A 26,293-nucleotide genomic window follows, 5' to 3' on the forward strand; every position below is an offset into this window, starting at 1 on the left:
TGATGCCTATTTTCAAAAAACCGGCGCGACGCCGGCTTTCAATCTATAATTCTCTTCTTAGAGCTGTTAGTACGTTCGTTTTCGTTGCTTTAACAGCTGGATTCAAGCCTGAAAGAATTGCCACTCCTGCACTGATCACGGTTGCAATCAGGACAAGACTAACCGGTATGTGTGAGAAAGTGATATTAAACACCTCGCCGTTTCCTCCCTCAGAAACCGATGATAAAATAACGGGTACAAGCTTATTTACCAAAAAGCTGACACCATATGAAATGATAATTCCAAATACAGAGCCGATGACACCAATATAGGCACTTTCCAGTAAAAACATTTTGCGAATGATATTCGGACTTGCCCCGATTGCTTTCATAATGCCAATTTCCTGTGTTCTTTCTGTGACTGCCATTGTCATCGTATTAAAGATTCCAATCGCAGAAATCAACACCGCTATCACCCCAACAAAAATTAGACCGATTTTAAAAGCGGTGAAAAACACATTGATACCCTCGAGCTTTTTGGTGATCGAATCAACATGGTATCCTTTATCCTCTAAATCTTTGGTAATATCGCCGACATGATCACCGCTGTCAGCATAAACCGCCAAACTTTTTACAATGTCCCCACTATCTTTATCAGCTTTTAGAAAACCAGTTATATCTTTCTCCATTTCATTACTAACAAAAACGTTGGAGTCAGTTGCCCAATCATATGAAGGTTTTTTCGCCACACCGACAACTTTTAGATCATATGTTTTAACTTTTTTCTTCCCTTTTTCCCCTTCTTTTGTGACTTTTAATTCAATCGTTTTTCCCAGGATATCGCCTTTATACCCCTTTGGTTGTTTAGCTTCTTCTACATTTTTACTTACCTGTTTTTCATATTTCTCCGTTTCTTTTTTCGTCCAGAACATTTTGCCAAAATGATAGCCGACAACAATTTCGTTCGGTGACTTTGCCACCCGTCCGCGGTCCAAATCTAAGTTGGCTTTTTCTTCTCCCGCCATATCCGTAATCATAAGCTGTGGTACTTGAGTGTTGGTCCGCTTACCAAATTTAGCTTCTATAGGTACGTGTACTTCTGTACGCTCAAAAATAGCTGTAACATGTTCATGGTTTTCAAACTCTTTCAAGTCTTTCTTTTGAACCGGCTTGTCAGGTTGATCATCTTTCCCGAAGACATCAATTTTCGTGACAATCTGATCCTTCATCAGCTCTTCAGTCATCGATTTTTGCAATCCAAACCCAACAGAAGCAAGCACAATTAAAAACGCACAGGCAACAGTTGTTGCAAGAATCGTCATAAACACCCGCAAGCGGTTTTTCTTCATATTTCTTCTAATAAATCTAAGCTGATCTTTAAACTTCAAGGGTCTCATCCCCTTTCTTCAGGACGCCATCTGCTAAATGAAATTTCTTACTGGCGATTGATGCTACCTCATCATCATGAGTGATGATAATAAAAGTAATTCCTCTTTCTCTGTTCAGCTGCTTTATAAACTGGAGGATTTCCTGTTCTGTTTCAGAGTCCAAACTTCCCGTCGGCTCATCTGCTAATATAATCGACGGGTTTAAAATGAGTGCCCGTGCGATACTGACGCGTTGCTGCTGTCCACCGGAAAGCTCGTTCGGATAATGGCCAGCATGATTTTCAAGACCGACCCGTTGCAACATTTCATTGACCTTTTGTTTTCTTTCTGCCGGACGAATGCCTTTTAAGGTGAGCGGTAGCTCAATATTTTCAAACGTCGTTAAGCTTGGGATGAGTTGAAAGCTTTGAAAGATAAAGCCGAAATTTTCAAGCCGGAACGTTGCCCAGTCTTTCTCACTGAATGCTGTCACATCAGTTCCATCAATTACAATCTTCCCTTTTGTCGGGGCTATGTAGCCAGATATTAAGTTTAATAGTGTTGATTTACCTGAACCGCTTCGCCCCACAACACAGGCGATCTCACCTTTTTCGACAGTCAGTGAAACATCTTTTAACACTTTAATTTCATTTTCTCGTCCTTTTTTTCCAATTGTGAAAGAATGATGGATATGCTGAATATGAATCATAATCTCTCTCCTTTATTAATACTTTGTTTTTTTATAAATTAAAAAGTAGCTAAGCAAAAAGCCAACGACTGCACCTATGATCATTCCAACTCCATATCCGATAAGAGAATCATCAGCATCATAACCTATATATCCAAATCCAAGAATCCCAAAAATAATCACCGCAATTTGAACCGGACGGTCAAGCTGTTTCCATAAGAAAAAGCTTCCTGCTCGTTCGCTAGGCTGTTTGCTAAAACAAAAGTAACCGATTAGATAAAACAAAATGCTCATGATAGCTGGGATTAACAGGATATTCATTGACTCACTGAGCCAAGCACCTGTATTTATATAAACGATTGGAATGCAAAACTGCAACAATGGGTTATCTAATAAGGGGATTTGATGCCAAAAAGTATCCCTTTCAAAGATCATTTTTACATTTAGAAAAGGTAGAACAACCAATAAAAACGGCATGATTGTAACACTAAACGCTGTTAACAACTGTGCAAAAATATGGCCTGTCATGGCTCCAGCAGCGATGACTAAAGCATAAGCCATAAAACTAATCACCAGAGAACCAATCATATAATGCTGAAAAAATAATACACTTTCAGGTTTGAGAATGATGAACAATACCTCTGATAGCAAATAGCTAAGCAACTGGGAGGTCATTAACACCACTCCACCTAGCAAAAATTTTGTATTAAATACCTGACCTCTTGTATAGGGTAGACTTAACGTAAAATCCAGCCAGCCTTTGCTTCGCTCCACTCCTAACTGAACGACCGCCAATATAATAGCTATCCCAATTCGCCAAGTGAATGAGTCTGTTGGCGTGTAATCAATCACAAAACGGGCCCTATCAGAGAAGTGATAAAATGTATGTTGATAGTCATGATATTGATCTATAATCGAAGCAGGAGTGATAAGAAGCAGTAAACAAAAAATTGTAATGAACAGAGCTTGATTGTGTTTCCACTCTTTAAAAAGTAATCCGCGGTCTATCATCTGTGTTTCCCTCCAAACTTTACGATGAATACCTCCCTTTTGTCGGAGAAAATAACATGATCAGTACTTTGTTTTTTTATAAATTGAAAAGTAACTAATGGAAAAGCCAACGACTGCACCTATGATCATCCCGATTACATATCCGGTAAGAGAATCGCCGGATTCATAACCGAAGTACCCAAAACCAAGAATTCCAAAAATGGTGACTGTAATTTGAACGGGACGGTCAAGTTGTTTAAACAAGAAAAAATTTCCGTTTCGTTCATTGTGATGTTTTAGAAAACTAAAGTGGCCAATCAAATAAAACAAAATGCTTATAAAAACTGGGATGAACAAAATAAATGTTGATTCAGTGACCCAATGTCCATCTATATAAACGATTGGAATGAGATACTTTAATGAACTATCAAATAAAGGAAACGATTTTTCAAAAGCAGACCTCCCCATCCAAACTGACAGATTTAATACAGGCAGACCAATGATTAAAAAAGGCATGATTGCAACACTAAACGCTGTTAATAACTGAGCAATGATATGACCTGTCAAGGCTCCTGCAGCCATGACTAAAGCATAAGCCATAAAACTAATCACCATTGAGCCAATCATATAATGGTGGAAAAAAAGCACACTTTCAGGTTTAAGAATCATGATCAATAGCTCTGATAACAAATAACTGAGCAATTGAGATGCGATTAACACGATGACGCCGAGGAAAAATTTCGTATTAAATACCTGACTTCTTGAATAGGGCAAGCTTAAGGTAAAGTCAAGCAAACCTTTGCTTCGCTCCATTCCTATCTGAAAGACAGCTAATATAATGCCTAGCCCTATTTGCCAAGTTATTGCATAGCCATAAGGTGCATAATCAATAATAAAACGTGCCTCATTAGGATAGTAGTGCAGCTCATTTAAGTAGGCACGATAATCATTTAAAAGTGAAAAAGGATGAATGAATAACAAAAAACAAAAAATGATCAGAAACAAAATTTGATGCTGTTTCCATTCCTTATAAAGTAATCCCCGGTCTACCATCTGCGTTTTCCTCCAAACTTTGCAATGAATACCTCCTCAAGGCTGACAGGAAGTTCATTCCATACTTTAGGAGACAAACTTTTAAGAAATTGTTTTCTGATCTCATCTTCTTTCGAAAGAAGCACTGTATAAAACACCCCAGTTTGATCTAAAACAGGAATTTCTTTTTCCCTGATTTTCAAGTTGATATCTTCCTCAAAAGCCATTTGAATCTTGATAAATTCACTTTTTAGTTCATCAAGGTCCATGACATTTGACAATGTATTGTCTTCAAGAAACCCGATTCTGTTACACATTCTCTCAATATCTTCGAGTCTGTGGGACGTAATTAGGATTGTGGTACGGTTTTCAGCCACTTCATCAACCATCAATTGAAGAACATCATGCCTTGTGACCGCATCAATTCCATCTGTCGGTTCGTCAAGCAAAATGACCGCTGGTCTAATAGCGAAAGCAAGAATGATGGAAAATTGTTTTTTTAATCCTGTTGATAGTTCACGATATTTTTTTGTTTCAGGTATTCCATATCTATTCATCAATTCATTGGCATAAGTGACATCAAAGTCCGGATAAATGTTGCGAAGCAAAGCAACGAGCTGTTTGTAATGGTATTTTTCAAAATAAGGATTTTGAACAGGCATATACACGATATTACGTTTCACTAGCGGATGATCCTTAACTTTGACACCATCAAATAGAATCTCTCCGTCATCAGGAAGTAAAATTTGCTGGATGAGGCGCAAAAGCGTTGTTTTCCCTGAACCGTTTCGCCCGAGCAACCCGAAAATTTCCCCTTCTTCAAGCTTTAAAGAGATATTTTTCAGTATCTCTTGTCCATTAATTGTTTTTGAAACATGCTGTAACTCGATCATATTTGTTCGCCCCCCTTTACTTCTTTGCTGATTTCCGTTATCCACTCTTGTAGTTTTTTTATGTCAATTCCTGCATAGTGCGCATCGATGATCAGTTGTTTTAGTTGCTCTTTAATCATCGTGATCTTCCCTTCATCAAGCGTGATTTTTGCATTTTCTGAAATGTATGTCCCTCTTCCCCGCAAAGTTTCAATAATTCCTTCGCGTTCAAGTTCTTTATAGGCTTTACTAACAGTATTTGGATTTGCAATAATAACCGTTGCAAGCTCTCTAACAGAAGGAAGCTTATCACCGGGTTTCATTATCCCTTTTAAACAAAGCTCTTTCATTTGCTGAATGATCTGTTCATAGATCGGTGTTGAGCTTCTTGGATCGATTTGAATCATCTATCTCCCTTCTTTCTTACCATTTCCGATATTGTTTAGCATAGGATAACGATCCATATCTTTATTAAGGCTTAATTTGCGTGTGAATATATTGAATAGAATCACTTGGAAGGAGCTTTTGTTCAACCTTTTGCTTCACAACAGAACTAACTGCTGTAAACATAAAAAGAAATGTACAAGCAATTGCCCCAGAAATCACTAAAGTGAAGTATTTTCTTGTGTTCATTCGTTTTTTTCGTTTCATTTTAAACTCTCCTTTAAAAAGAGATTCTTTTTATCATGTATTAAGTGTATTACTTTTTATAGTACACCTAATACAATAAAGAGAGATATGCAAATTGTCAACACTTTTTTTATTTACTGAACACCCGGTGGTGGAACAATGCCATATATAAATAAAAGACCCCTTATTAAAGAGGTCTTTCAAATGATCTCTGCAAGATCATATTGTTTTGAAGGGTTTGCAGCTGAAGCCGCTTGCGGTAAATTTCTTCTCGTTGCTGCTCATTCGCAAACAATGAGAGCTTATTCAAATCATTGACCGCACTTTCAAGCCCAAGCTGCGCATCACTGTACTCTGTCTCATTATAATGTTCCTGCTTACATGCAGTTTCAAACTGAGATATAGCGAATTCATATGCATCTTCGCTTCTTTGGATGTGCTCACCAACAGATTGTCTTGTCGCCAAGAAAACCCCTCCTTAATGGAATCATTCCATCACTTTTAGTTTGGCCAGACGATCCTTAGATCAGTAAAGAAAATAATGGTCCAACTTCGATTTGTTCAAATCGTTTATTTTTGCTACAATTTTATAATGCCATCTATTAGAGGAGGTTCTTTTGTGGTGCATCAACATAATCTTTTTCCATATTCAAACAGTGACAAACGTTATCATACATGGAATTACCATTTAAAAAAACATTTTGGTCATAAAGTTTTTAAAGTGGCCCTAGACGGTGGGTTTGACTGTCCAAATCGTGATGGAACGGTTGCTCATGGGGGATGTACATTTTGCAGTGCTGCCGGAAGCGGCGATTTTGCCGGAAACCGTGTTGATGATCTTGTGACTCAATTTCATGATATACGCGATCGGATGCATGAAAAGTGGAAAGATGGCAAATATATGGCTTATTTCCAAGCTTTTACGAATACACATGCCCCTGTCAGCGTTCTCCGTGAAAAGTATGAAACCGTTCTGAATCTTGACGGTGTTGTTGGCCTTTCAATTGCAACGCGTCCTGACTGTCTTCCTGATGATGTTGTCGAATATCTGGCTGAACTGAATGAACGGACATACCTTTGGGTTGAACTCGGCCTGCAAACCGTTCACGAACGGACGGCTTCCTTGATCAATCGTGCCCATGATTATGAGTGCTATATTGAAGGTGTCAATAAACTAAGAAAACATGGAATCCGTGTTTGTTCTCATATCATTAACGGCCTTCCTCTAGAAGACCGGGAGATGATGATGGAAACAGCAAGAGCTGTTGCCCATTTAGATGTACAAGGGATCAAAATCCATTTACTCCACCTTTTAAAAGGAACACCAATGGTCAAGCAATATGAAAAAGGAAAGCTTACATTCCTCTCTCAAGACGAGTATGTCCAACTTGTCTGTGATCAACTAGAGATTTTGCCACCGGAAATGATCATACACAGAATTACGGGAGATGGTCCAATCGAATTAATGGTCGGACCAATGTGGAGCGTTAATAAATGGGAAGTACTGAATGCGATAAACGATGAACTACAAACGCGAGATAGTTACCAAGGGAAATATTTTAAAACGCTGAAAGAAGCAACTCATCATGAAGCTTAAAAAAATCCTACCTTACGCAAAAGATCTCTTAAAACTAGCTGCGGGTGAAGGAGATATTGTCATTGACGCAACAATGGGAAATGGGCATGACACTTACTTTTTGGCAGAGCTTGTTGGTGAAAGCGGGCATGTTTATGCCTTTGATATTCAACAATCTGCTCTCTCCCATACTGCGGAAAGACTTGGAAATGAATATCTAAAGCGGGTGACTCTGTTTCAAAAAAGTCATGATCAACTCATCTCCACTCTTCCAACACATATTTCTGGAAAGGTAGCAGCAGCCGTTTTTAACTTAGGATACTTGCCGGGTGGCGATAAATCGTTAACAACGAAAAGTGCATCAACGATCTCAAGTATTAAACAGTTATTAAACATTTTACGACCTGAAGGTTTGATCGTTTTGGTCGTTTATCATGGTCATCCTGAAGGTAAACGGGAAAAAGACGACCTTCTTGAATTTTGCTGTTCACTTGATCAAGATACAGCTCGTGTTCTCTTGTTTCAATATGTAAATCAGCGCAATGATCCACCATTTATCATTGCCATAGAAAAAAAAGCTCAAATCCAAACGTGATTTGAGCTTTACTTATGAACTTTTATTCCAAGGCATTTTTTGTAACTTACGATACGCTCTACCATTGATATAGAAAAAGAAAGACGTTTTGCCGCTTGCTTTAATCAACTTTTTAGCCAGACGCCCCATTTCTTTTTGGCTCGCTACCTTATCATCGGATAAGTATACACCTAATAGACCTCTGTTAATTAAACGATGGAAATTTTCATGCGGAATTCCACGCAAATGTTCATCAGCCATTTCGATAAAATATTTAAGTCTTTCCATCATCTCTGTATGGGATGAATAGTATGTACAAAAGTTTAAGTCCCCACCGAGCAAATCTTCTTCTTGATCAATCAAATAATCAAGCAGAATATGCAATCCTTGTACGTACGGAAAATAGCTATCACGAATTTTTTTTGCCAGACCTTCCGTAAAGTCAGAACGAACTGAATAGGATACTAAACAAAAAATGCCGAGTGTCGAACCTGCACACGCTGAAAACTCATACCATTCCATCTTTGGTAAAGCGGATTTATAGTTGTTAAACCAAGCTTCAAGCCGTGGGACACGTTCATGTTCAATGACATGTTTATGAACTTGCAGATCACAATAATAACTGCAAAGTTCGTACAAATAATCCTTCATGACATGATAATTTTCGGTCGTAGCTAAGACGTTTTGGCATGTTTTGACTAATTCATGCAAATAGCCCTGATCATTTTGATCTTCCCTGAATTGATAATAGTTTTTTAATTCCGCCCCGACAGTCAAAGCATCTTTCATTGACTGATGAAGCATTGAGAAATCTTCCGGGTCAAGGGATGTACTCCGATCACATAAATTATCAAGATAGTCGCTAATCGTTTGATAGGCGATAATAAAGCGAATCGATTGCTCAATTTGCTGACCTGAAAGGAGTGCCATAATGCCGCCTCCTTCACAATGAAAAGCTTTATTTTTTAAGCTCGCCAGTGCCTGTGATTTCAGTTCAGGATTTTCAATGCTTTCCGCCTTGGTTCGCCATTTATCTAATTCTTGATGAACAAGCGGAAAAACATCTTTATATACTCTTGCCATTAATCCAAAAGGATGCTCCGGTACTGACAAAGATTGCACCTCCATTATATGATATGGTGTTCTGTGAATGCTTTTGCCGTTTTAAAGACATCTTCCCGTTCAGGTTCATTAAAAACTTCATGATATAAACCTTCCCATTCCCTGTATGTCTTATGGTGTGAAGGAAGTTGGTCAAACCACTTGATGACCATTTTCTTATCAACAAGAAAATCAGTTCCCGCCTGCATGACAAGCAATGGAGTTTTTATGAAAGCATCGGTTGGCTCCATCGCGTTTTTCATCGTTTTTAATATTTCTTGATACCATCTAACAGAAACTTTTGTGAAATATAATGGATCATTGCTATCCATTTCAATGATTTTTTTATTTCTCGTTGCTTTATCAGGGGTTATCCCTGATTCAAATCTAAGGGTCGGAGCAACAACATTAAGACCTTTTGCGATCACATCCATTAATTTATTCGGCTTTAATTGCAGCCCAAGACACGGTGATGATAAAATGAGACCGGTAATACCTTCTCGGTGTTGCTTGAACCATTCAATGACAACAAGCCCGCCCATACTGTGTCCAAGAATGAACACAGGCAACTGAAAAGCTTTTGCCTTGTCAACCCATTTGTCTACTTCATCAAGATATTCTTGAAATGTCCGGATATGCCCTCTACGCCTTGTTGATGTACCAGCACCAGGCAAGTCACCCATGATCACATGGTACCCGGATGAACACCACATTTCTGCTAACCATTTGTACCGTCTATGATGTTCACAGGCACCATGGACAACGACGATGACAGCCACTGGCCGTTCTGCTTCCATGTACAGCATAATGATGACCACCTCACACACTTTTTTAATGACACAAATTGAAAGGATGAAGCACATGATCTACCCTTATCAAGGTACTTTACCTGTTATACATGAAACCGCCTTTATTGCCGATAATGCGACAATTACCGGTGATGTCAAACTTGGAGAACTAGCAAGCGTTTGGTTCTCTGTTGTGATCCGCGGTGATGTTGCACCAGTTACGATTGGAAAAGGCGTTAATATTCAAGATCTTTCTTGTTTGCATCAAAGTCCAGACCTGCCGCTTCTCATTGAAGATGGTGTAACGGTTGGCCATCAAGTGACATTACATAGTGCTGTGATTCGCCGGAATGCACTGATCGGTATGGGATCAATTATTTTAGATGGGGCCGAAATCGGTGAAGGCGCCTTTATTGGAGCTGGCAGTCTTGTTCCACCTGGCAAAAAGATCCCACCCTTTCATCTCGCTTTTGGCAGACCAGCAAAAGTCATTCGTCCATTGACAGACCATGACAAACAAGAAATGGAAAGAATTCACAAAGAATATATTGAAAAAGGACAGCATTACAAGTCCCTGCAAAAAAAGGATGAGCCATGTTAATTTTACCATTTTTCCCGTTGTAAATTAAACAAAAACAATTCCAAACCATAAGCCAACAGTGCTTATGGCTTTTTTAAAAAATTCCCGGAATCTTTACAAATACTTATTACTTATTAAACATTTATTTATCACAATGAAAGTGAAGCGATTCATCTAAGGAGGGTGATCTGTTGAATAAGCTGATGAATGGCCTATATCACTTTGAATGTCGGGTCCTATTGATTCTCAATGGCCGTTTTCATCAAAAATCTTTAAATCGCTACTTTCGCATTTTGACCCATTTAGGAGGCGCTTTATGCACAATTTTAACATCACTAACACTGATTGCTTTTGGCTCGGGAAACCTAAGAATGGCGGGTGCTGCATGTGCCATCGCTCTTTTGATCAGCCATCTTCAAGTCATGCTGATGAAAAAGCTTTGTCCTAGAAAAAGACCTTACATGACATTGAAACAAACACATGTCCTGCCAAATCCACTAACAGATCATTCTTTTCCATCAGGGCATACAACGGCTATATTTTCCATTATCACACCACTTATCATATTCTATCCGATCAGCATGTTTTTATTAATCCCGATTGGAGTAAGTGTTGGTCTTTCAAGAGTTTATCTCGGCCTCCACTATCCTTCAGATGTCCTTTCAGGACTAGCACTCGGCGTGTTGACCGGAACCTTGACGTATATGATCATATGTTTTTAAATCAAAAGGGGTGTCCTGAAAGTAGTGTGGATAAATAAAAATGGGGGAATTTGCTCGTTTTCCGCAGGAGTCTCGCAATTCCCCCTAATTCATGTTGATAAAGGACTTTTTAGACAGCTTCTTTGCCAAATCATTTAAGAAAAAAGGTTTTCGACTGATGAATCGAAAACCTTTTTGTATTGTTAAACAATAATAACTTCTTTTGGTTGATGGTTTAGTTCTTCGGGCACATACCGTTTCTCAACGAAAATACTGTGCCAGATCATAAAGATCAGGACTGTCCAGATTTTACGGCTGTTATCCGCTTTGTTCGCACAGTGATCTTCAAGGAGCTGCAATACATATTCTTTATGAATATATGCATCAGTTTCACTCTCTTTAATCATATTCACTGCCCAATCATGCATCTCGTTTTTCAGCCAGTGACGGATCGGTACAGGGAAACCTAGTTTTTTACGATTTAACACATGATCAGGAACAATGCCTTCAGCCGCTTTTCTAAGTAAATACTTTGTTGTGCCATTTTTTGTTTTTAGCTCTTCCGGAATTTTTGAAGCTACATCAAACACAACTTTGTCCAAAAATGGCACGCGAAGCTCTAATGAATTGGCCATTGTCATTTTATCAGCCTTCAGCAAAATATCGCCGCGAAGCCATGTATGAATATCAACATACTGCATCTTATTAATGTCACTATATGACTGACTTTCTTCAAAATATGGTTTTGTTACATCACAGTAAGAGAGATTACCATTATACTGGCTGAGCAACTTTTCTTTTACATCTTCTTCAAAGATCTTCGCATTTCCGATATATCGTTGTTCAAGAGGTGTACATCCCCTCATTAAAAAGCTTTTTCCTTTCATTCCTTCAGGCATGACTGAAGCGATATGGAGAAGCATCTTTTTCAAAGGTGATGGGATCCGTTCAAACGGTTTTAATGACAATGGTTCACGATAAATATTGTATCCGCCGAATAGTTCATCTGCTCCCTCTCCAGACAACACAACTGTCACTTGCTTTTTCGCTTCCTTGGCGACAAAATACAAAGGAATCGCTGCTGGATCTGCAAGTGGATCATCTAAATGCCAAACGATCTTTGGAAGTTCATTCATATACTCTTCAGGAGAAATGATGGCACTGAAGTTTTCCACACCGACTTTTTCGGCAGTTTCCTTCGCTACATCAACTTCACTGAAGCCTTCATGCTCAAAACCGACAGAGAACGTTTTTAGATTAGGATGAAACTGTTTCGCAACAGAAACGATAAAAGAAGAATCGATACCACCTGAAAGGAATGAACCGACAGGTACATCACTTCTCATATGGATTTTTACAGAGTCAAAAATAGCATCTCTAACTTCTTGAACAAGTTTTTCTTCTTCTGTCATCACAGGTTTAAATTGAACTTTCCAGTATGTTTTAAATTGGATATCTTCATTAGGACGAATCGTAAACTGCTGACCAGGTTGGACTTTTTGCACTTTTTTATCAAGAGTTTGAGGTTCAGGAACAAATTGGAATGATGTGTATTGTTGAAGTGCCTGCTCATTAAACTCCAAATCTGCTCCAATTGGCATCAAACTCTTTCTTTCAGATGCAAAATAAACAGATCCTTCAGTTTTGGTAAAGTAAAGTGGTTTAATCCCAAACGGATCGCGCGCCCCATATAACAGTTGTTCTTTTTTATCCCAAATTAAAAATGCAAACATTCCACGAAGTTTAGAAGCGGCTTCTTGTTTATAATGGCGATAAGTTGCGAGAAGCACTTCTGTATCTGAATCGGTATGAAACTGGTACCCTTTTGCAAGTAGCTCTTCTTTTAACTCTATATAATTATAAATTTCTCCATTAAAAATGATCCAGTATGAATCGTCTTCATAAGACAGAGGCTGTCCTCCATTTTCAACATCAATGATGCTCAGTCTTCTGAATCCGAAGCCTACATGTTCATCATGATAATAACCATCATCATCTGGGCCACGATGAACGATCATTTCATTCATTTGTTTTATTAATTCTTCTTGGCTTGTTGTCTCGGATAATGGGCAATGATTGAATACCCCTACAAATCCACACATAGTATTGCCTCCGATTTTTTTAAAAATTTCATACAGATAACTTTCTGCTGTTTGATTAGACATGTATTAAAAGAAAAATGTTTCATAAACTTTAAAATTGTTTTCATAAAAATGATTATCTCACAAAAAAACAACTTATTCATCTTATATATTCCTAGGTTTAACGTTTATCGTGCAAAATGAAAGCCGCTTATGTAAGCGGCTATTTAGTTATTCTGCTAACGCCTCTTTACGAAGCTGTTCTGCTTTATCAGTCCGTTCCCAAGGCAGATCAAGATCAAGACGTCCAAAATGTCCGTATGCTGCTGTCTGTTTGTAAATTGGACGGCGCAAATCAAGCATTTTAATAATGCCAGCAGGTCTTAAATCAAAGTTATTTCGAACCACTCTGATCAATGTGTCTTCAGCCGCTTTTCCTGTACCGAATGTATCGATGGAAATCGATACTGGTTGTGCAACACCAATAGCATAAGCAAGTTGAACTTCACAGGAATCAGCAAGCCCTGCAGCTACGATATTTTTCGCAACATATCTCGCTGCATATGCGGCGGATCTGTCAACTTTTGTCGCATCTTTTCCGGAAAATGCACCACCGCCGTGACGTGCATATCCACCATATGTGTCAACAATAATTTTCCGTCCCGTCAAACCGGCATCACCCTGTGGACCACCAATAACAAACCGACCAGTTGGATTAATAAAATATTTTGTCTCCTCATCAATCAGTTCTTCTGGAACAACCGGTTGAATCACATATTCTTTCAAGTTGCGTTGAATTTGTTCAAGCGATATTTCTGGATGATGTTGTGTTGAAATGACAATTGTATCGATACGAACCGGTTTATTTTGTTCATCATATTCGACTGTAACCTGTGTTTTTCCGTCCGGACGCAAGTATGGAAGAATCTCTTCCTTACGAACTTCAGTCAAACGACGTGCCAGCTTGTGAGCGAGGGAAATCGGCAAAGGCATGAGTTCCTTCGTTTCATTACATGCGTACCCAAACATCAAACCTTGATCTCCGGCTCCAATTGCTTCAATTTCAGCTTCACTCATCTCGCCTTCTCTTGCCTCTAATGCCTGATCAACTCCCATTGCAATATCAGGGGATTGTTCATCTATTGATGTAAGAACCGCACATGTTTCAGCATCAAAGCCATATTTAGCACGAGTATATCCAATTTCCTTTATTGTTTCACGAACTGTTTTTGGAATATCAACATAAGTAGATGTTGTAATTTCACCACTTACTAACACCAAACCGGTTGTCACAGATGTTTCACATGCAACCCGAGCATTTGGATCTTTCTTTAAAATTTCGTCTAATATACTATCCGAAATCTGATCACAAATTTTGTCCGGATGTCCCTCCGTAACTGACTCTGATGTAAATAACCGACGATTTTTGCTCATTTATGTTTTCCTCCTGTATATGTAGATCAATCAGTAGTGACCTTGAAATATGATACGGAACTCGTTCCTCTTAGTTTAGCGACGATAGTAGGACTTCATACTCCCTGATTTTAAAAGACTTCTTTAGAATCTTTATATGTACCGAGGCTGAATTCCAATCTACTCATTATATTCTGTGAAATTTCCGGTAGCTTCGTCCATTTCGGACACTCGGCTAATACCTTCCACGTCCTGTGAAAAACGCCCAGTACCTTCGTCCATTTAGACACTCGGCTAATACCTTTCACGTCCTGTGAAAAACGCCCAGTACCTTCGTCCATTTAGACACTCGGCTAATACCTTTCACGTCCTGTGAAAAACGCCCAGTACCTTCGTCCTGAAGGCATTAAAAAAACCTTTTCCTGTTCACTTTGGAAAGGGTTTAGTCATGCTTACCTTTCACTCTTATTGTTCAAGGTTTATTTAACAACCACCTTGCATCAGGTTAGCACCGTCTTCATCTCATTATAATATGAGATAACCGGTTGCTGGACTTCATCGGGCCTGTCCCTCCGTCAACTCGGAATAAGAGTATCCGTTCAATGAAATATCTTATCTTAAAATGGCTCGTTATGTCAATATAAGTTGAAGTAAATTTGAACAATCTCCATTGAAGAAAAAACCCGAACGAAATCTGATAAATAGTATAGACTGTATAAATAAATGTGTTATACTAATTCTACATTAATGTTATACACATTAAATAACGTGTAAAGGAAGGTTCTTATGAATTCTGTTGATTTAACTGCCGATTTACAAACGTTATTAACCGGACAAAACGTTCATTTTAATTTACCTGTTCCACATTTGGTCGAAAAAATTCTGAAACGTCAAGAAGGAATATTAACATCTTCAGGGGCTATTCAAGCAACGACCGGTACATATACCGGCCGATCACCAAAAGACAAATTCATTGTTGAAGAAGACAGCACAAAAGAAAAAATTGATTGGGGTGCTGTCAATCAACCAATCTCAAAAGATGTTTTTGAAAAATTGTATACAAAAGTAGTCAATTATTTAAAAGAACGTGATGAATTGTATGTATTTAACGGGTTCGCAGGAGCAGATGTAAAATATCAACTGCCGATAACCGTCGTCAACGAATTCGCTTGGCATAACCTGTTTGCTAGACAACTGTTCATTAGACCTGAAGGGCAGCAAACAAAAATGTCTGAGCAGCCCTTTACTATCCTTTCTGCACCAAATTTCAAAGCTGATCCACTTCTCGACGGTACAAGATCTGAAACATTCATCATCATTTCATTTGAGAAGCGAACGATTTTAATCGGTGGGACTGAATATGCCGGTGAAATGAAGAAATCGATTTTTTCAATTATGAACTACCTCCTTCCTCAACAAAATGTCTTGTCAATGCACTGCTCAGCTAACATTGGTGAGGAAGGCGGAACAGCGCTTTTCTTCGGTTTATCTGGAACTGGAAAAACGACGCTCTCAGCAGACGCAAATCGGAAGCTAATCGGAGATGATGAACATGGTTGGTCCAATACAGGGATATTTAATATTGAAGGCGGTTGCTATGCAAAGTGCATTCATTTAAGCGAAGAAAAAGAACCGCAGATTTATCGGGCGATTCGCTTTGGTTCTGTTTTAGAGAATGTGGTAATTGACAGAGAGACTGGGGAACCCGACTATTCTGACACATTTTATACAGAAAACACCAGGGCCGCATACCCAATAGATGCGATTGAAAACATAGTCAAACCAAGTATTGCTGCACATCCTCAAACCATCGTATTTTTGACAGCAGACGCATTTGGAGTACTACCTCCGATTAGTAAACTAACGAAAGAACAAGCAATGTACCATTTCTTAAGTGGATATACAAGCAAACTAGCAGGAACCGAACGAGGAATCACGACTCCTGAAGCAACTTTTTCCACATGTTTCGGCTCTCCCTTTCTTCCACTTCCGGCCAATGTCTACGCCGAAATGCTCGGGAAGAAAATTGACGAACACAGTGTCAGCGTGTTCCTCGTCAATACTGGTTGGACTGGTGGAGGTTATGGTGTAGGAGAAAGGATCAGCCTCGCTCATACAAGAGCAATGGTTCGAGCTGCAATAGAGGGCGACCTAGACAACACTGAGATGAGAACGGATCGAATTTTCGGACTGCACTCACCGATCCACGTCCCAGGTGTCCCTGATCAAGTACTTGAACCAGCTAAAACATGGGCGGATGAAAAAACTTACCAAGAAAAAGCCATCCAGTTAGCAAATGAATTCAAAATCAATTTTAAGAAATTTTCCAATACAGAAACAATCGAAAAAATTGGAGGACCTCTTGTATAAGTCCTAAAGTGGAGAAACATCAATTGTGTTTCTCCACCAGCTTCTTTTCTAAAGGTATTATGCTTTTATATTCTGCAATAACCTTCAATATACTTCAGTAAACAAGTAACCTTACCCATATTTTTAGTCAAATTATAGACCTTTAAATGCCATTTATATTTTTTGAAAATACAGACTTTTTTCTTTTTTAACAATTTAAAGCTTTCTTATGGTATCATTTAAAAAACATTTGTTTATTTCAGGAGGACGCATCAATGAAATTTGGTTTATTACCTAGGATTATCACTGCAATTGTTCTCGGTGTTATCATTGGAAGTTTTGCTCCGCTTTGGCTTGTTAAAACCGCCGCTACTTTTAACGGCATTTTTGGGAACTTCATTAAATTTGTCATTCCTTTTATTATTATTGCATTTATTGTTCCTGGTATCGGACAGATCGGTCGCGGAGCAGGGAAAATTCTCGGTATTACCGCAGGTATTGCTTATTTATCAACAATTATTGCCGGGCTTTTGGCATATCTTGTGGGAACAAACCTACTTCCTTCCATTATTGCCGGACATCAACTGCTCGATTTTAAAAATCCGGAAGAAGTTTTGCAAAAAGGCTTCTTTTCAATTGAAATGAACCCTTTTATGGATGTCATGAGCGCGCTGATCTTCTCCTTTATCATGGGAATTGGGATCGCATATCTACCAGGAAAAACATTAAAAAATGCATTTGATGAATTTCAAACGATCGTTGAAAAACTGATCTCTTATATTATTATTCCATTACTGCCTATTCATATTTTCGGTATTTTTGCCAATATGACCTATGGCGGTCAAGTTCAAACGATTTTATCCGTATTTGCAAAAGTATTTGTCATGATTATTGTACTGCATATTGTGATCCTCTTGCTTCAATATACTGTTGCAGGTCTTGCCAATAAGAGAAATCCGTTCGCATTATTAAAAATCGTGGCACCTGCCTATTTTACTGCACTTGGTACACAGTCATCAGCAGCAACCATTCCTGTTACACTCAGACAAGTACGAAAAACAGGAGCTAGCCAAAAAGTTGCTGATTTTGCCATCCCACTACTTGCCAACATTCATTTGTCAGGCAGTACGATTACACTGACAAGCTGTGCAATGGGAGTCATGATTTTAAACGGTCAGACACCGACTTTTACAACAATGATGCCATTTATTTTAATGCTGGGAATCACAATGGTTGCCGCCCCTGGTGCCCCAGGAGGAGCAGTTATGGCTGCCCTAGGCCTTTTACAGTCCATGCTTGGCTTTAATGAGACAAGCGTTTCCTTAATGATTGCCCTTTATCTTGCACAAGACAGTTTAGGTACAGCTACAAACGTTACCGGTGATGGTGCACTCACCATGTTAGTGCACAGACTAACTGCAGGAAAAGAAAAAGATTTACCCGCATAAAGACAACAAAAAGCCAAGATGTCATATAAGACACCTTGGCTTTTTGTTTAATTCGTCGAATTTAAGGAAACAAGTCGATATGTTAAAAAAGTGTAACCATCTGACCATTCAAGCCGCTCAGCATACGCTGTTCCGGTTACATCTCCTTCCTTTGTTTTTCTTACTTCTATTGGTACATGAAGAGGATAAACACGGTAGCCCTCTTTTTTTAAGATAAATATGTTTTCTTCAATCCGCGTTTCTTTTCCTTTTGTAACAATCATTGTATTAAATTCAACTGGCATTCCCACCTAATATCCCCATCCTTTATCTCTATTCTCTTTAGTTTATCATAACTTGTCCGCTATCTGTTTTTCATCCATTGTGAAAGTTTTCTAACAACCCGCCTGTTTTCTTGCGGAGGAAAGTAATGAGTGAACTGCTGAAAATACCAGGTCTCAACCAACTTGTTTCGCTCGACTAATTCATGTTCTAAATGATTGGCATGAGTGATCGAAACATTTTCATCCTGCACGCCATGAATTAGTAAAATTGGAGTTTCAATGTTGTCGAGTTTGGCAAATGGAGTCCTTCTCTGATACTCTTCAGGAACTTTTTCCGGTGAGCCTCCGATCACCCGTTTCATCATCCGCCGTAAATCTTTACGTTCTCGATAAACCATGACCATATCACTCACACCTCCCCACGATACAAATGATGTCACAGCCGATTTCATTTTTATCGCTGTTAAAATCCCCATGATTCCACCACGTGAGAAACCAAAAATATGAACTCGCTGATCTTTCACCAATCTATGCTTTTTTAATAGATGAAAAGCCGCGTATGCGTCTTCCCTGTCATCCCCCGCAAAATCTTCATTTCCTTCTCCACCTTGATTACCTCTATAAAAGGGCGCAAGGACGACAAAACCTTGTAAAGCAAATTGAACAATCCGTCCAGGTCTGACCATCCCAATGTTCTTGATTCCACCTCGCAAATATAAAAAACCGTCATAATGACCAGCAGCAGCCGGTTCAGCCAACAAACCTTTAACTTTTAACCCTTGTGAAAGGTATGTAACTATAAACAAGTGAACTTGTTTGCTTGGTGATGGAAATCTTCGTTTTTCGATCCACATGATTCAAACACACCTCTTTCACTCCGCAGCTATCCCTCACACCTGTTTTGTCATTAACATAAACTATTTTATGCCGAAAGCAACCGAAATGAAAGGAGTGAGATCGGTTTGAAGCGTTTCTTTTTTACTATATTATCCTTCACCTTTATGCTATTTATCCTCACTTCCTGTAGCGAACAAAAAACTGAAAAGATTCATCTTGCTGAAGTGACCCGTTCCCTTTTTTTCACTCCCTTATATGTCGCTATATCTGAAGGTTTTTTTAAAGAAGAAGGACTGGATGTTGAACTGAAAACAACTTGGGGTGGAGATAAAACAATGACAACTCTCCTATCAAACAGTACTGATATCGCGTTAATCGGTTCAGAAACATCCATTTATGTAGATGCCCAAGGGGCAAGTGATCCGGTTATCAATTTCGCCCAGCTTACGCAGACGGACGGCACATTTCTAGTGTCTAGAGAAAAAATTGACCATTTCAGCTGGAAAGCATTGCAAGGCAAAACCTTTCTCGGTCAACGTAAAGGAGGCATGCCCCAAATGGCTGGTGAGTTTGTCTTGAAAAAGCAAGGAATTGATCCACAAAAAGATATCGACTTGATTCAGTCAATTGATTTTGCAAACATTCCAAATAGTTTTGCTTCTGGAACAGGCGATTTCGTTCAGCTCTTTGAACCACAAGCTTCTATTTTTGAAAAGGAAGGAATTGGTCATATTGTTGCCTCTTTCGGTAAAGAATCAGGAAAAATTCCTTATACCACATTTATGGCAAAAAAAAGCTATCTAGAGAAAAACACAGATAAGGTAGAAAAGTTCACCCGTGCCATTTACAAAGCACAGCGGTGGGTCTTGTCACATTCTGCAAAAGATGCTGCCACAAGTATACGACAACATTTTCAAGATACAGACCTTTCCATCATTGAATCCTCAATTAACCGGTATAAACAGCAAAAAACATTTGCGGAAAACCCGATCTTGGATGAGAAAGAATGGAAACTGCTTCAAACCATTGTAGATGAAGCCGGTGAGCTTCCGAAATACACACCTTACAAAGAAATGGTCCATTCAAAAATTGCCGAAAAGGTCACAAAAAAACACTAGGAGGTGGCCGGATTGTCTTTTTTAAAAGTACAGAATATCACCCATACTTACTTTACTTTGCAAGAAAAAACAACAGCGCTCACCAATGTTCAATTCGATGTCAAAAAAGGAGAGTTTGTCTCCTTGATTGGTCCTAGCGGATGTGGAAAAACAACATTATTGTCAATTATAGCTGGCATTATTTCGCCCACAGAAGGCCATGTCCTTATTGAAAATAGCCAAAAAGATCGGCAAATTGGTTATATGCTACAACAGGATTATTTATTTCCTTGGAAAACAATCGAGGAAAATCTTCTACTTGGTCTACGGATCACTAAACAACTCAACAACAAAACAAAACAAGCAGCTTTTGATTTATTGGCGAAGCTTGGATTACAACAAATTGAAAACAAATACCCCCATGAACTGTCCGGCGGTATGAGACAAAGAGCCGCATTAGCTCGCACACTAGCCGTTGACCCAGATATATTGCTACTTGATGAACCTTTTTCAGCTCTTGACTACCAGACAAAACTTAACCTTGAAGACTTGGTTTTTAACACATTAAATAGCTTTCAAAAAACAGCCATCCTTGTCACTCACGATATTGAGGAAGCGATTGCGATGAGCAGTCGAATTTTCCTGTTTTCAAAACAGCCGGGAACAATCTATAAAACCTTTATCGTTCCAAAGACATTACAATCTCTAACACCTTTTAAAGCAAGGCAACACCCCGAATTTCAGACCCTTTTTCAGAACATATGGAAGGAGCTAAATCATCTTGAACATCATCAAACAGAGTGACTCTCATCACGAACAATTTTTAAAAAAGCATCGATATGAACAAAGACAGATTCGTTTTTATCAAATAGCCATCTTTATTTTATTTTTCACATTATGGGAAATCGCGAGCCGACTAAATTGGATTGACCCACTCATTTTTAGTTCTCCTTCAGCTGTTTGGACGCTTTTTCTTGAAAAAATCGGGGACGGCTCATTACTAGGGCATATCGGGGTAACAGTATTTGAAACGATTCTCGGATTTCTGATCGGAACTTTACTTGGAACATCTTTAGCCGCTTTTTTATGGTGGTTTCCAAGAATGTCCAAAGTGTTAGATCCCTATCTTGTCATTTTAAATGCGATGCCTAAAGTAGCACTTGGACCTATCCTCATCGTTGCTATTGGTCCTAGTCTCACAAGTATTATTGCCATGGGTGCTATCATTAGTGTGATTATTACCACTATCGTTATCTATACATCATTTGAAGAAATTGACGGGAACTATATCAAAGTCATGAAAACATTTGGAGCTAAAAAAAGCGAAATATTTAAAGAAGTCATTTTTCCAGCTTCAATTCCTGCCATCATTTCCACACTGAAAGTCAATGTTGGATTGAGCTGGGTTGGTGTGATTGTAGGAGAATTTTTAGTATCAGCTCAGGGGTTAGGTTATATGATCATTTACGGATTTCAAGTCTTTCAATTTACCCTTGTCATGTTAAGTCTTCTCATCATTGCTATCTTCGCGGCCATGATGTATAAGGGTATCGAATGTTTAGAAAGAAGATGGATGAAAGGAAGAATGAATTGATAAAAAAGGCTCAGGTTTAACACCGGGCCTTTCATTCGATTAAACCATCTTGTTTAAGTTTCTCAATGGTCATTTTAAGAACTGAATCCTTCATAATAAAACTGTACTGTCTATTTTTTGCAATATCTTTAGGTAGACGCTTAAGTAAAATAGGGCCTTTCGTTTCATAATATGTGTCTTGCTCTTCAATTTTTGCAATTTCAGCAAAATATATATTCTTTACAATTACTTTTTCTCTTCCAAGAACTTTATATTGCCCAACATATGTCAGCTTTTTAATCGAAGCCCCCGTTTCTTCTTTAACCTCCCGCGATGCCGCCTCTTCTGGGTTTTCTAAAGGCTCTACTTTACCACCTGGAAATTCATATCCTCTATCTTGATGATTTGTTAAAAGCCACTGATTTTGATATCTGCAAACCACCCATACATGTTTTGGAGTCAATGAAAAAGGATGCTTTTCAAAAGAAAGCTGAACTGTATTGCGATAGAAATCTTTAAATACATACATGATAATCCCTCTTATCCGTTTCCTTTCTTCTTCCACTCATCATATCACATATCCGTTTTTTCGCTAGTGGTTTTATCTATTTACTATAATGAATTAACTTTTATAAGAAAATTGTCGGAGGTAGTCGAAATAAATGAAACCTTAGTTCATAGAAACCCGTAATTATAGATGCAATTATATCGTTCGATTGTTTTTTAATATTCAAGTTTTATATGATATATGATGATCGAAATGAAAAGGAGGAATCAAGGTGGGAATTCAATCTTCATCAAGATCTAAAAGTGGGATTCAGCTTGGCGGTAGCCATCCAAATCCCAACCAACCACAACAACATTCAAACCAAAATCAACAGCCAGCACAAAATCAGCAAATAATGAATCAAAGCCAACAAACTTGGCAGCAACCAACACAAAATCAGCAAATACCGAATCAAAGTCAACAAACTTGGCAGCAACCAACACAAAATCAGCAAATACCGAATCAAAGTCAACAAACTTGGCAGCAACCAGCACAAAGTCAGCAAATAATGAATCAAAGTCAACAGTATGGACAGGCGATGTCACCACAAGGAAATCAGTCATTTGCCAACAGTATCACCCTAGTCAAAGGGCAAAAATTTGATTTAACAAAAGGAAACCCTTCATTGGATCAAATTCAGATCGGGTTGGGTTGGGATCTAAGGTTTGATGGAGTAAGCTATGATTTGGATGCCGAGCTGTTTTTACTGGATCAGACTGGAAGAGTCCAATCACCACATCATTTTATTTTTTATAATAACCCGCTAAGTCCAGATGGAGCTGTCCAACATTCTGGGGACAACACTAGTGGTCAAGGAGAAGGTGATGATGAAAGCATCACTGTTCAATTAAGAAAAATTTCTCCTGATATTCAGCGAATTGCAATTACTGTCACCATCCATGATGCCAATATCAAACGCCAAAATTTCGGACAAGTTGCCAATGCCTACATAAGAGTGATGAACCGGCAAAACAACACAGAAATTTGCAAATTTAATTTGACAGACGATTATTCATCAAGTATCTCGATTATTTTTGCTGAACTTTATCGCCACAATGGAGAATGGAAATTTAATGCTCTCGGAGAAGGAAGTAGCCTTGATCTGAGCGGAATTTGCAATCGTTTTGGTTTATCACTTTAACATTCTATATTAAGGGAGAGATCTTCTTTGGGTTTTTATTTAGATACAGTACAAGAATTAACACTAAAAGCAGAAGGAAGCGGCCATTTTTTTGCTAAAAAAGGAGCAATGATTGCTGATCAAGGGCAATTTAAATATAGCAAGCGATTGCTTGGTACAAACCAAGGAAATGTTGTCAAACAGGTTTTCAACCATATAAGCCGAAAATTCACTGGCGAAAATCTTGAAATGATGGAAGTAACCGGTCAAGGTGTTTGCTATTTAGCTGATCAAAGTGAACATGTCACAGTTATCAACTTAGAACCTAACGGTCCTTGGCAAAGTGTTTGTGTTGAAAGTGAAGATTTATTAGCGTTTACTGAGACTTGTCATTATGGGGTTACACCTGTTGGTGTCGGTGTATTATCGCAAAAAGGCTTGTTCACTTCAAAGCTTACGTATAATGGACCAGGGGCACAAGTTGCCATTAAAACAGCCGGTAATCCGTTAATACTTGAAGGTCCTTGTCGGGTGGATCCTGATGCAATTGTCTCTTGGACAGGACCTTCACCGAAAGTAAAATTAGATGTAAACTGGAAAACGATTATTGGACAGACCTCTGGAGAATCTTATATGTTTGAATTTAAGGAACCTGGACAAATCGTTGTTGTTCAACCGTTTGAGAGACAAGCAGGACTTAGGGTCGGACTTGATGACAATCGCTATCAAGCAGAAACGCAAAACAGCGCTTGGCAGAATACTCGCCAAGGGATTACGAATCAGCCAACACATCAAAATCATTATCAACAACCCCATTCTCATCAAGAACAGAGTGGTGGCGGACTGGGAGATATGGTCAACAATTTTTTAAATAGACGATAATCGGTCCATGAAAAAAGAAACATCTTTTATGGACTCGAGAATGTTCTTTATGATCATTTGTATGATAGGTGGTCTACTATTTCTTTTAACAAAATAAGTTTAATTTATGGCTGATCAGAAAGTCAGTGAGTGTAGCTGACTTTCTGATCGCTTTTTTTGTGTCATGACACATTCCCTACTTTCATCCTTTAAAATAGACATAGTCGTCTTCCCCTGTACATGTTTTAATCTGCCGAATTCATTTCATGTAGCCCATTCTCACTGATAAAGGATTTTGTTTGTCCATTTCCGAGTTGGTAAAGCATTGAATAAATGTTTTTGCGCAGTTCATCCATTTTATCATTGGAACTATCGTTATGATACTCAACAATCGGAACATGTGCGCGGAAAAAATTAATCCAATCCTCTGAGTACAGTTGGTCAAAGTACTCTCGCAAAACAGAAATTTCTTCATCTGTTGCCGCAATTTCAAATTCCCAAGGTGATACGTTGGAATACTGTGAAATCATCCCATCTTGTACAGAAACATAATATGTCTTCTTGTTCAAAGCCATGCCCCCTTTTCATGTTAGTATAGCCAGTTGGAATCAAATATTACGAGTTACAAAAAATAAATAAAGCCGGGTGTTCCCCGGCTTTTCTGCAACTAACCTAAATATGCTTTTAACATCCAGTTATGCTTTTCGATCACTTGATGTATGGCAAGAAACATGTCGCCTGTTGTTTCATCATTTACCTCTTCGGCTAACTCAATTCCTGTTTTGAGCTCTTCAGCAACAGTAGAAAAGTCATTATAAATATTTTGCACCATCTGTTCTGCAGTTTCGCTTCCATCTGCTTCTTTAATTGTGGATACTTCAAGACATTCCTTCATCGTGGCTACTGGAGAGCCTTGCATCGCCAACAGCCGTTCAGCTAAATCATCGATATAAACAGCTGCTTCATTATAAAACTCTTCAAATTTTTCATGTAGTGTAAAAAAATCTTTCCCCTTTACATACCAATGGTAATTATGTAGCTTCACATAAAGAACTGTCCAGTTTGCAACTTGCTTGTTTACCGTTGTTTTTAATTTTTCAGACATTAAGATCGACCTCCTCTTAGTTTACTATTGATATACCCATTTAGTTTGTACGGGAAACATCTCTTTTATGATAAGCTATAGTAAAACAACATGGAGAATGGAGGCTTTTTATGATCTTTTGGATTGTTTTAGCCATATTGATTTTCGGTGCTGTTTTGATGATATCACTAGTTACAACATCTAAAGCATACAGCTACAAACATCAAATCGATCCACTTCCTAAAAGACGTCATATGAAGAAAGAACAGTCTCATCAATGATGATGAGCTTCTTCTTTTTGATCCTCTTTTTCTGGCTTTTGATCAACTTTCCCGACTTTTATTTCAGTTACTGGCATGGTGTGCTGTTTTTTGGCTGTAACATGAACTTGAATTTTATAAAGGCCATCCTTTGAAAAAGCCTTTTCAATACTGTAAACCCCTTTTCCTTCATGCTTTGCTTTTTGGAGCTGGCTTTCATCTTTGCTTCCCGACTTCCAACATTCAAATTCTACTTCATCTGCATCTGTCACCGGCTCGTCCCCATATAAAACAGAAGCTTTGATATGAGCCTTCTCTTTTTTCGCCACATGCTTTGGTACTTCAAGCTTTGCAGTTAGCATTTTTGGCTTTTGATCAGATGATGCCGTCTTTTCTGTTTGACCACATGCAGTCAGACTAATCATCAAAAACAATAGAACAATCCATTTTCCCCAACGCATCCTATCACCCTTTTTCATTGAT

Annotated in this window: 30 protein-coding genes and 1 riboswitch; of the genes, 12 read left to right on the top strand and 18 right to left on the bottom strand. The window is 38.5% G+C overall.

The window, feature by feature from the left end:
* Positions 1-43 precede the first annotated feature (43 nt).
* From PDT38_RS15190 to PDT38_RS15225, 8 genes are all read right to left on the bottom strand, one after another.
* Entirely contained in the window at positions 44-1,366 is a 1,323-nt protein-coding gene (locus PDT38_RS15190) for an ABC transporter permease (protein ID WP_270802792.1), read from the bottom strand.
* Positions 1,356-2,054, bottom strand: coding sequence for an ABC transporter ATP-binding protein (locus PDT38_RS15195; RefSeq protein WP_270802793.1), 699 nt, complete (start codon positions 2,052-2,054; stop codon positions 1,356-1,358). The genes PDT38_RS15190 and PDT38_RS15195 overlap by 11 nt, the downstream gene beginning before the upstream one ends.
* 15 nt (positions 2,055-2,069) lie before the next feature.
* Positions 2,070-3,044, bottom strand: a complete 975-nt coding sequence (locus tag PDT38_RS15200; protein WP_270802795.1) for an ABC-2 transporter permease — start codon at positions 3,042-3,044, stop codon at positions 2,070-2,072.
* A gap of 60 nt (positions 3,045-3,104) precedes the next feature.
* On the bottom strand, positions 3,105-4,076 hold the full coding sequence (locus tag PDT38_RS15205) for an ABC transporter permease (RefSeq protein WP_270802797.1): 972 nt from the start codon (positions 4,074-4,076) through the stop codon (positions 3,105-3,107).
* Positions 4,070-4,948: an ATP-binding cassette domain-containing protein gene (locus PDT38_RS15210; RefSeq protein ID WP_270802799.1), complete on the bottom strand. Its 879-nt coding sequence runs from the start codon at positions 4,946-4,948 to the stop codon at positions 4,070-4,072. The genes PDT38_RS15205 and PDT38_RS15210 overlap by 7 nt, the downstream gene beginning before the upstream one ends.
* Positions 4,945-5,334: a GntR family transcriptional regulator gene (locus PDT38_RS15215; protein WP_270802801.1), complete on the bottom strand. Its 390-nt coding sequence runs from the start codon at positions 5,332-5,334 to the stop codon at positions 4,945-4,947. The genes PDT38_RS15210 and PDT38_RS15215 overlap by 4 nt, the downstream gene beginning before the upstream one ends.
* Positions 5,335-5,398: 64 nt before the next feature.
* Complete coding sequence (locus PDT38_RS15220; protein ID WP_270802803.1) at positions 5,399-5,578, bottom strand: hypothetical protein; 180 nt, start codon at positions 5,576-5,578, stop codon at positions 5,399-5,401.
* Between the two features lie 166 nt (positions 5,579-5,744).
* Positions 5,745-6,023, bottom strand: a complete 279-nt coding sequence (locus PDT38_RS15225; protein ID WP_270802805.1) for a YtzC family protein — start codon at positions 6,021-6,023, stop codon at positions 5,745-5,747.
* Positions 6,024-6,179: 156 nt separating this feature from the next.
* Between PDT38_RS15225 and PDT38_RS15230 the strand changes: the two genes are divergently transcribed.
* Both PDT38_RS15230 and PDT38_RS15235 read left to right on the top strand, forming a co-directional pair.
* Entirely contained in the window at positions 6,180-7,154 is a 975-nt protein-coding gene (locus PDT38_RS15230) for a TIGR01212 family radical SAM protein (RefSeq protein WP_270802807.1), read from the top strand.
* Positions 7,144-7,728, top strand: a complete 585-nt coding sequence (locus PDT38_RS15235; protein ID WP_270802809.1) for a tRNA (mnm(5)s(2)U34)-methyltransferase — start codon at positions 7,144-7,146, stop codon at positions 7,726-7,728. The genes PDT38_RS15230 and PDT38_RS15235 overlap by 11 nt, the downstream gene beginning before the upstream one ends.
* 12 nt (positions 7,729-7,740) lie before the next feature.
* Here PDT38_RS15235 and PDT38_RS15240 read toward each other — a convergent pair whose 3' ends face one another.
* Positions 7,741-8,820 carry a tetraprenyl-beta-curcumene synthase family protein gene (locus PDT38_RS15240; RefSeq protein WP_270802810.1) on the bottom strand — a complete coding sequence of 360 codons (1,080 nt, stop codon included), beginning with the start codon at positions 8,818-8,820 and terminating at the stop codon, positions 7,741-7,743.
* Between the two features lie 14 nt (positions 8,821-8,834).
* Complete coding sequence (locus tag PDT38_RS15245; protein ID WP_270802812.1) at positions 8,835-9,614, bottom strand: alpha/beta hydrolase; 780 nt, start codon at positions 9,612-9,614, stop codon at positions 8,835-8,837.
* Between the two features lie 55 nt (positions 9,615-9,669).
* Here PDT38_RS15245 and PDT38_RS15250 point away from each other — a divergent pair, with 55 nt between their 5' ends.
* Both PDT38_RS15250 and PDT38_RS15255 read left to right on the top strand, forming a co-directional pair.
* Positions 9,670-10,197: a gamma carbonic anhydrase gene (locus PDT38_RS15250; protein WP_270802813.1), complete on the top strand. Its 528-nt coding sequence runs from the start codon at positions 9,670-9,672 to the stop codon at positions 10,195-10,197.
* 170 nt (positions 10,198-10,367) lie between these two features.
* Positions 10,368-10,898, top strand: a complete 531-nt coding sequence (locus PDT38_RS15255; protein WP_270802815.1) for a phosphatase PAP2 family protein — start codon at positions 10,368-10,370, stop codon at positions 10,896-10,898.
* Between the two features lie 182 nt (positions 10,899-11,080).
* On the opposite strand, the gene asnB is transcribed toward PDT38_RS15255, so the two are convergent.
* Complete coding sequence (gene asnB / locus PDT38_RS15260) at positions 11,081-12,979, bottom strand: asparagine synthase (glutamine-hydrolyzing) (RefSeq protein WP_270802816.1); 1,899 nt, start codon at positions 12,977-12,979, stop codon at positions 11,081-11,083.
* Between the two features lie 210 nt (positions 12,980-13,189).
* Positions 13,190-14,392 (bottom strand): methionine adenosyltransferase, encoded by a 1,203-nt coding sequence (metK, locus tag PDT38_RS15265; protein ID WP_270802818.1) that lies wholly within the window; start codon positions 14,390-14,392, stop codon positions 13,190-13,192.
* 441 nt (positions 14,393-14,833) lie between these two features.
* Positions 14,834-14,963: riboswitch (SAM riboswitch) on the bottom strand.
* 194 nt (positions 14,964-15,157) lie between these two features.
* Between metK and pckA the strand changes: the two genes are divergently transcribed.
* Positions 15,158-16,741 carry a phosphoenolpyruvate carboxykinase (ATP) gene (gene pckA, locus PDT38_RS15270; RefSeq protein WP_270802820.1) on the top strand — a complete coding sequence of 528 codons (1,584 nt, stop codon included), beginning with the start codon at positions 15,158-15,160 and terminating at the stop codon, positions 16,739-16,741.
* Positions 16,742-16,995: 254 nt separating this feature from the next.
* Positions 16,996-18,168: a dicarboxylate/amino acid:cation symporter gene (locus PDT38_RS15275; protein ID WP_270802822.1), complete on the top strand. Its 1,173-nt coding sequence runs from the start codon at positions 16,996-16,998 to the stop codon at positions 18,166-18,168.
* Between the two features lie 47 nt (positions 18,169-18,215).
* Here PDT38_RS15275 and PDT38_RS15280 read toward each other — a convergent pair whose 3' ends face one another.
* Positions 18,216-18,458, bottom strand: a complete 243-nt coding sequence (locus tag PDT38_RS15280) for a DUF2584 domain-containing protein (RefSeq protein ID WP_270802824.1) — start codon at positions 18,456-18,458, stop codon at positions 18,216-18,218.
* A 53-nt stretch (positions 18,459-18,511) separates the two neighbouring features.
* Entirely contained in the window at positions 18,512-19,285 is a 774-nt protein-coding gene (locus PDT38_RS15285) for an alpha/beta hydrolase family protein (RefSeq protein WP_270802826.1), read from the bottom strand.
* 147 nt (positions 19,286-19,432) lie between these two features.
* Between PDT38_RS15285 and PDT38_RS15290 the strand changes: the two genes are divergently transcribed.
* The 3 genes from PDT38_RS15290 to PDT38_RS15300 are packed head-to-tail and all read left to right on the top strand — an operon-like array spanning position 19,433 to position 21,959.
* Positions 19,433-20,386, top strand: coding sequence for an ABC transporter substrate-binding protein (locus tag PDT38_RS15290; protein ID WP_270802871.1), 954 nt, complete (start codon positions 19,433-19,435; stop codon positions 20,384-20,386).
* A 12-nt stretch (positions 20,387-20,398) separates the two neighbouring features.
* A complete protein-coding gene (locus PDT38_RS15295) occupies positions 20,399-21,169 on the top strand; it encodes an ABC transporter ATP-binding protein (RefSeq protein ID WP_270802828.1) in 771 nt (256 codons plus the stop codon).
* A complete protein-coding gene (locus PDT38_RS15300; RefSeq protein ID WP_394356288.1) occupies positions 21,147-21,959 on the top strand; it encodes an ABC transporter permease in 813 nt (270 codons plus the stop codon). Before PDT38_RS15295 ends, PDT38_RS15300 begins: the two co-directional genes overlap by 23 nt.
* A 31-nt stretch (positions 21,960-21,990) precedes the next feature.
* Here PDT38_RS15300 and ytkD read toward each other — a convergent pair whose 3' ends face one another.
* Positions 21,991-22,467 carry an RNA deprotection pyrophosphohydrolase gene (gene ytkD / locus PDT38_RS15305; protein ID WP_270802830.1) on the bottom strand — a complete coding sequence of 159 codons (477 nt, stop codon included), beginning with the start codon at positions 22,465-22,467 and terminating at the stop codon, positions 21,991-21,993.
* A gap of 250 nt (positions 22,468-22,717) precedes the next feature.
* Between ytkD and PDT38_RS15310 the strand changes: the two genes are divergently transcribed.
* A complete protein-coding gene (locus PDT38_RS15310; RefSeq protein ID WP_270802832.1) occupies positions 22,718-23,626 on the top strand; it encodes a TerD family protein in 909 nt (302 codons plus the stop codon).
* A 27-nt stretch (positions 23,627-23,653) separates the two neighbouring features.
* Complete coding sequence (locus PDT38_RS15315) at positions 23,654-24,487, top strand: AIM24 family protein (protein ID WP_270802833.1); 834 nt, start codon at positions 23,654-23,656, stop codon at positions 24,485-24,487.
* A 224-nt stretch (positions 24,488-24,711) separates the two neighbouring features.
* On the opposite strand, the gene PDT38_RS15320 is transcribed toward PDT38_RS15315, so the two are convergent.
* Positions 24,712-25,035: a hydrolase gene (locus PDT38_RS15320; RefSeq protein ID WP_270802834.1), complete on the bottom strand. Its 324-nt coding sequence runs from the start codon at positions 25,033-25,035 to the stop codon at positions 24,712-24,714.
* Between the two features lie 98 nt (positions 25,036-25,133).
* Entirely contained in the window at positions 25,134-25,571 is a 438-nt protein-coding gene (locus PDT38_RS15325) for a Dps family protein (RefSeq protein WP_270802835.1), read from the bottom strand.
* Positions 25,572-25,681: 110 nt separating this feature from the next.
* Here PDT38_RS15325 and ytzI point away from each other — a divergent pair, with 110 nt between their 5' ends.
* Positions 25,682-25,831 carry a YtzI protein gene (gene ytzI, locus PDT38_RS15330; protein ID WP_270802836.1) on the top strand — a complete coding sequence of 50 codons (150 nt, stop codon included), beginning with the start codon at positions 25,682-25,684 and terminating at the stop codon, positions 25,829-25,831.
* Here the strand turns inward: ytzI and PDT38_RS15335 are convergent.
* Complete coding sequence (locus PDT38_RS15335) at positions 25,825-26,271, bottom strand: FixH family protein (RefSeq protein ID WP_270802838.1); 447 nt, start codon at positions 26,269-26,271, stop codon at positions 25,825-25,827. The genes ytzI and PDT38_RS15335 overlap by 7 nt on opposite strands.
* Positions 26,272-26,293 lie beyond the last annotated feature (22 nt).

It is taken from the genome of Bacillus changyiensis, assembly GCF_027706145.1.
Classification (GTDB): domain Bacteria; phylum Bacillota; class Bacilli; order Bacillales; family Bacillaceae; genus Bacillus; species Bacillus changyiensis.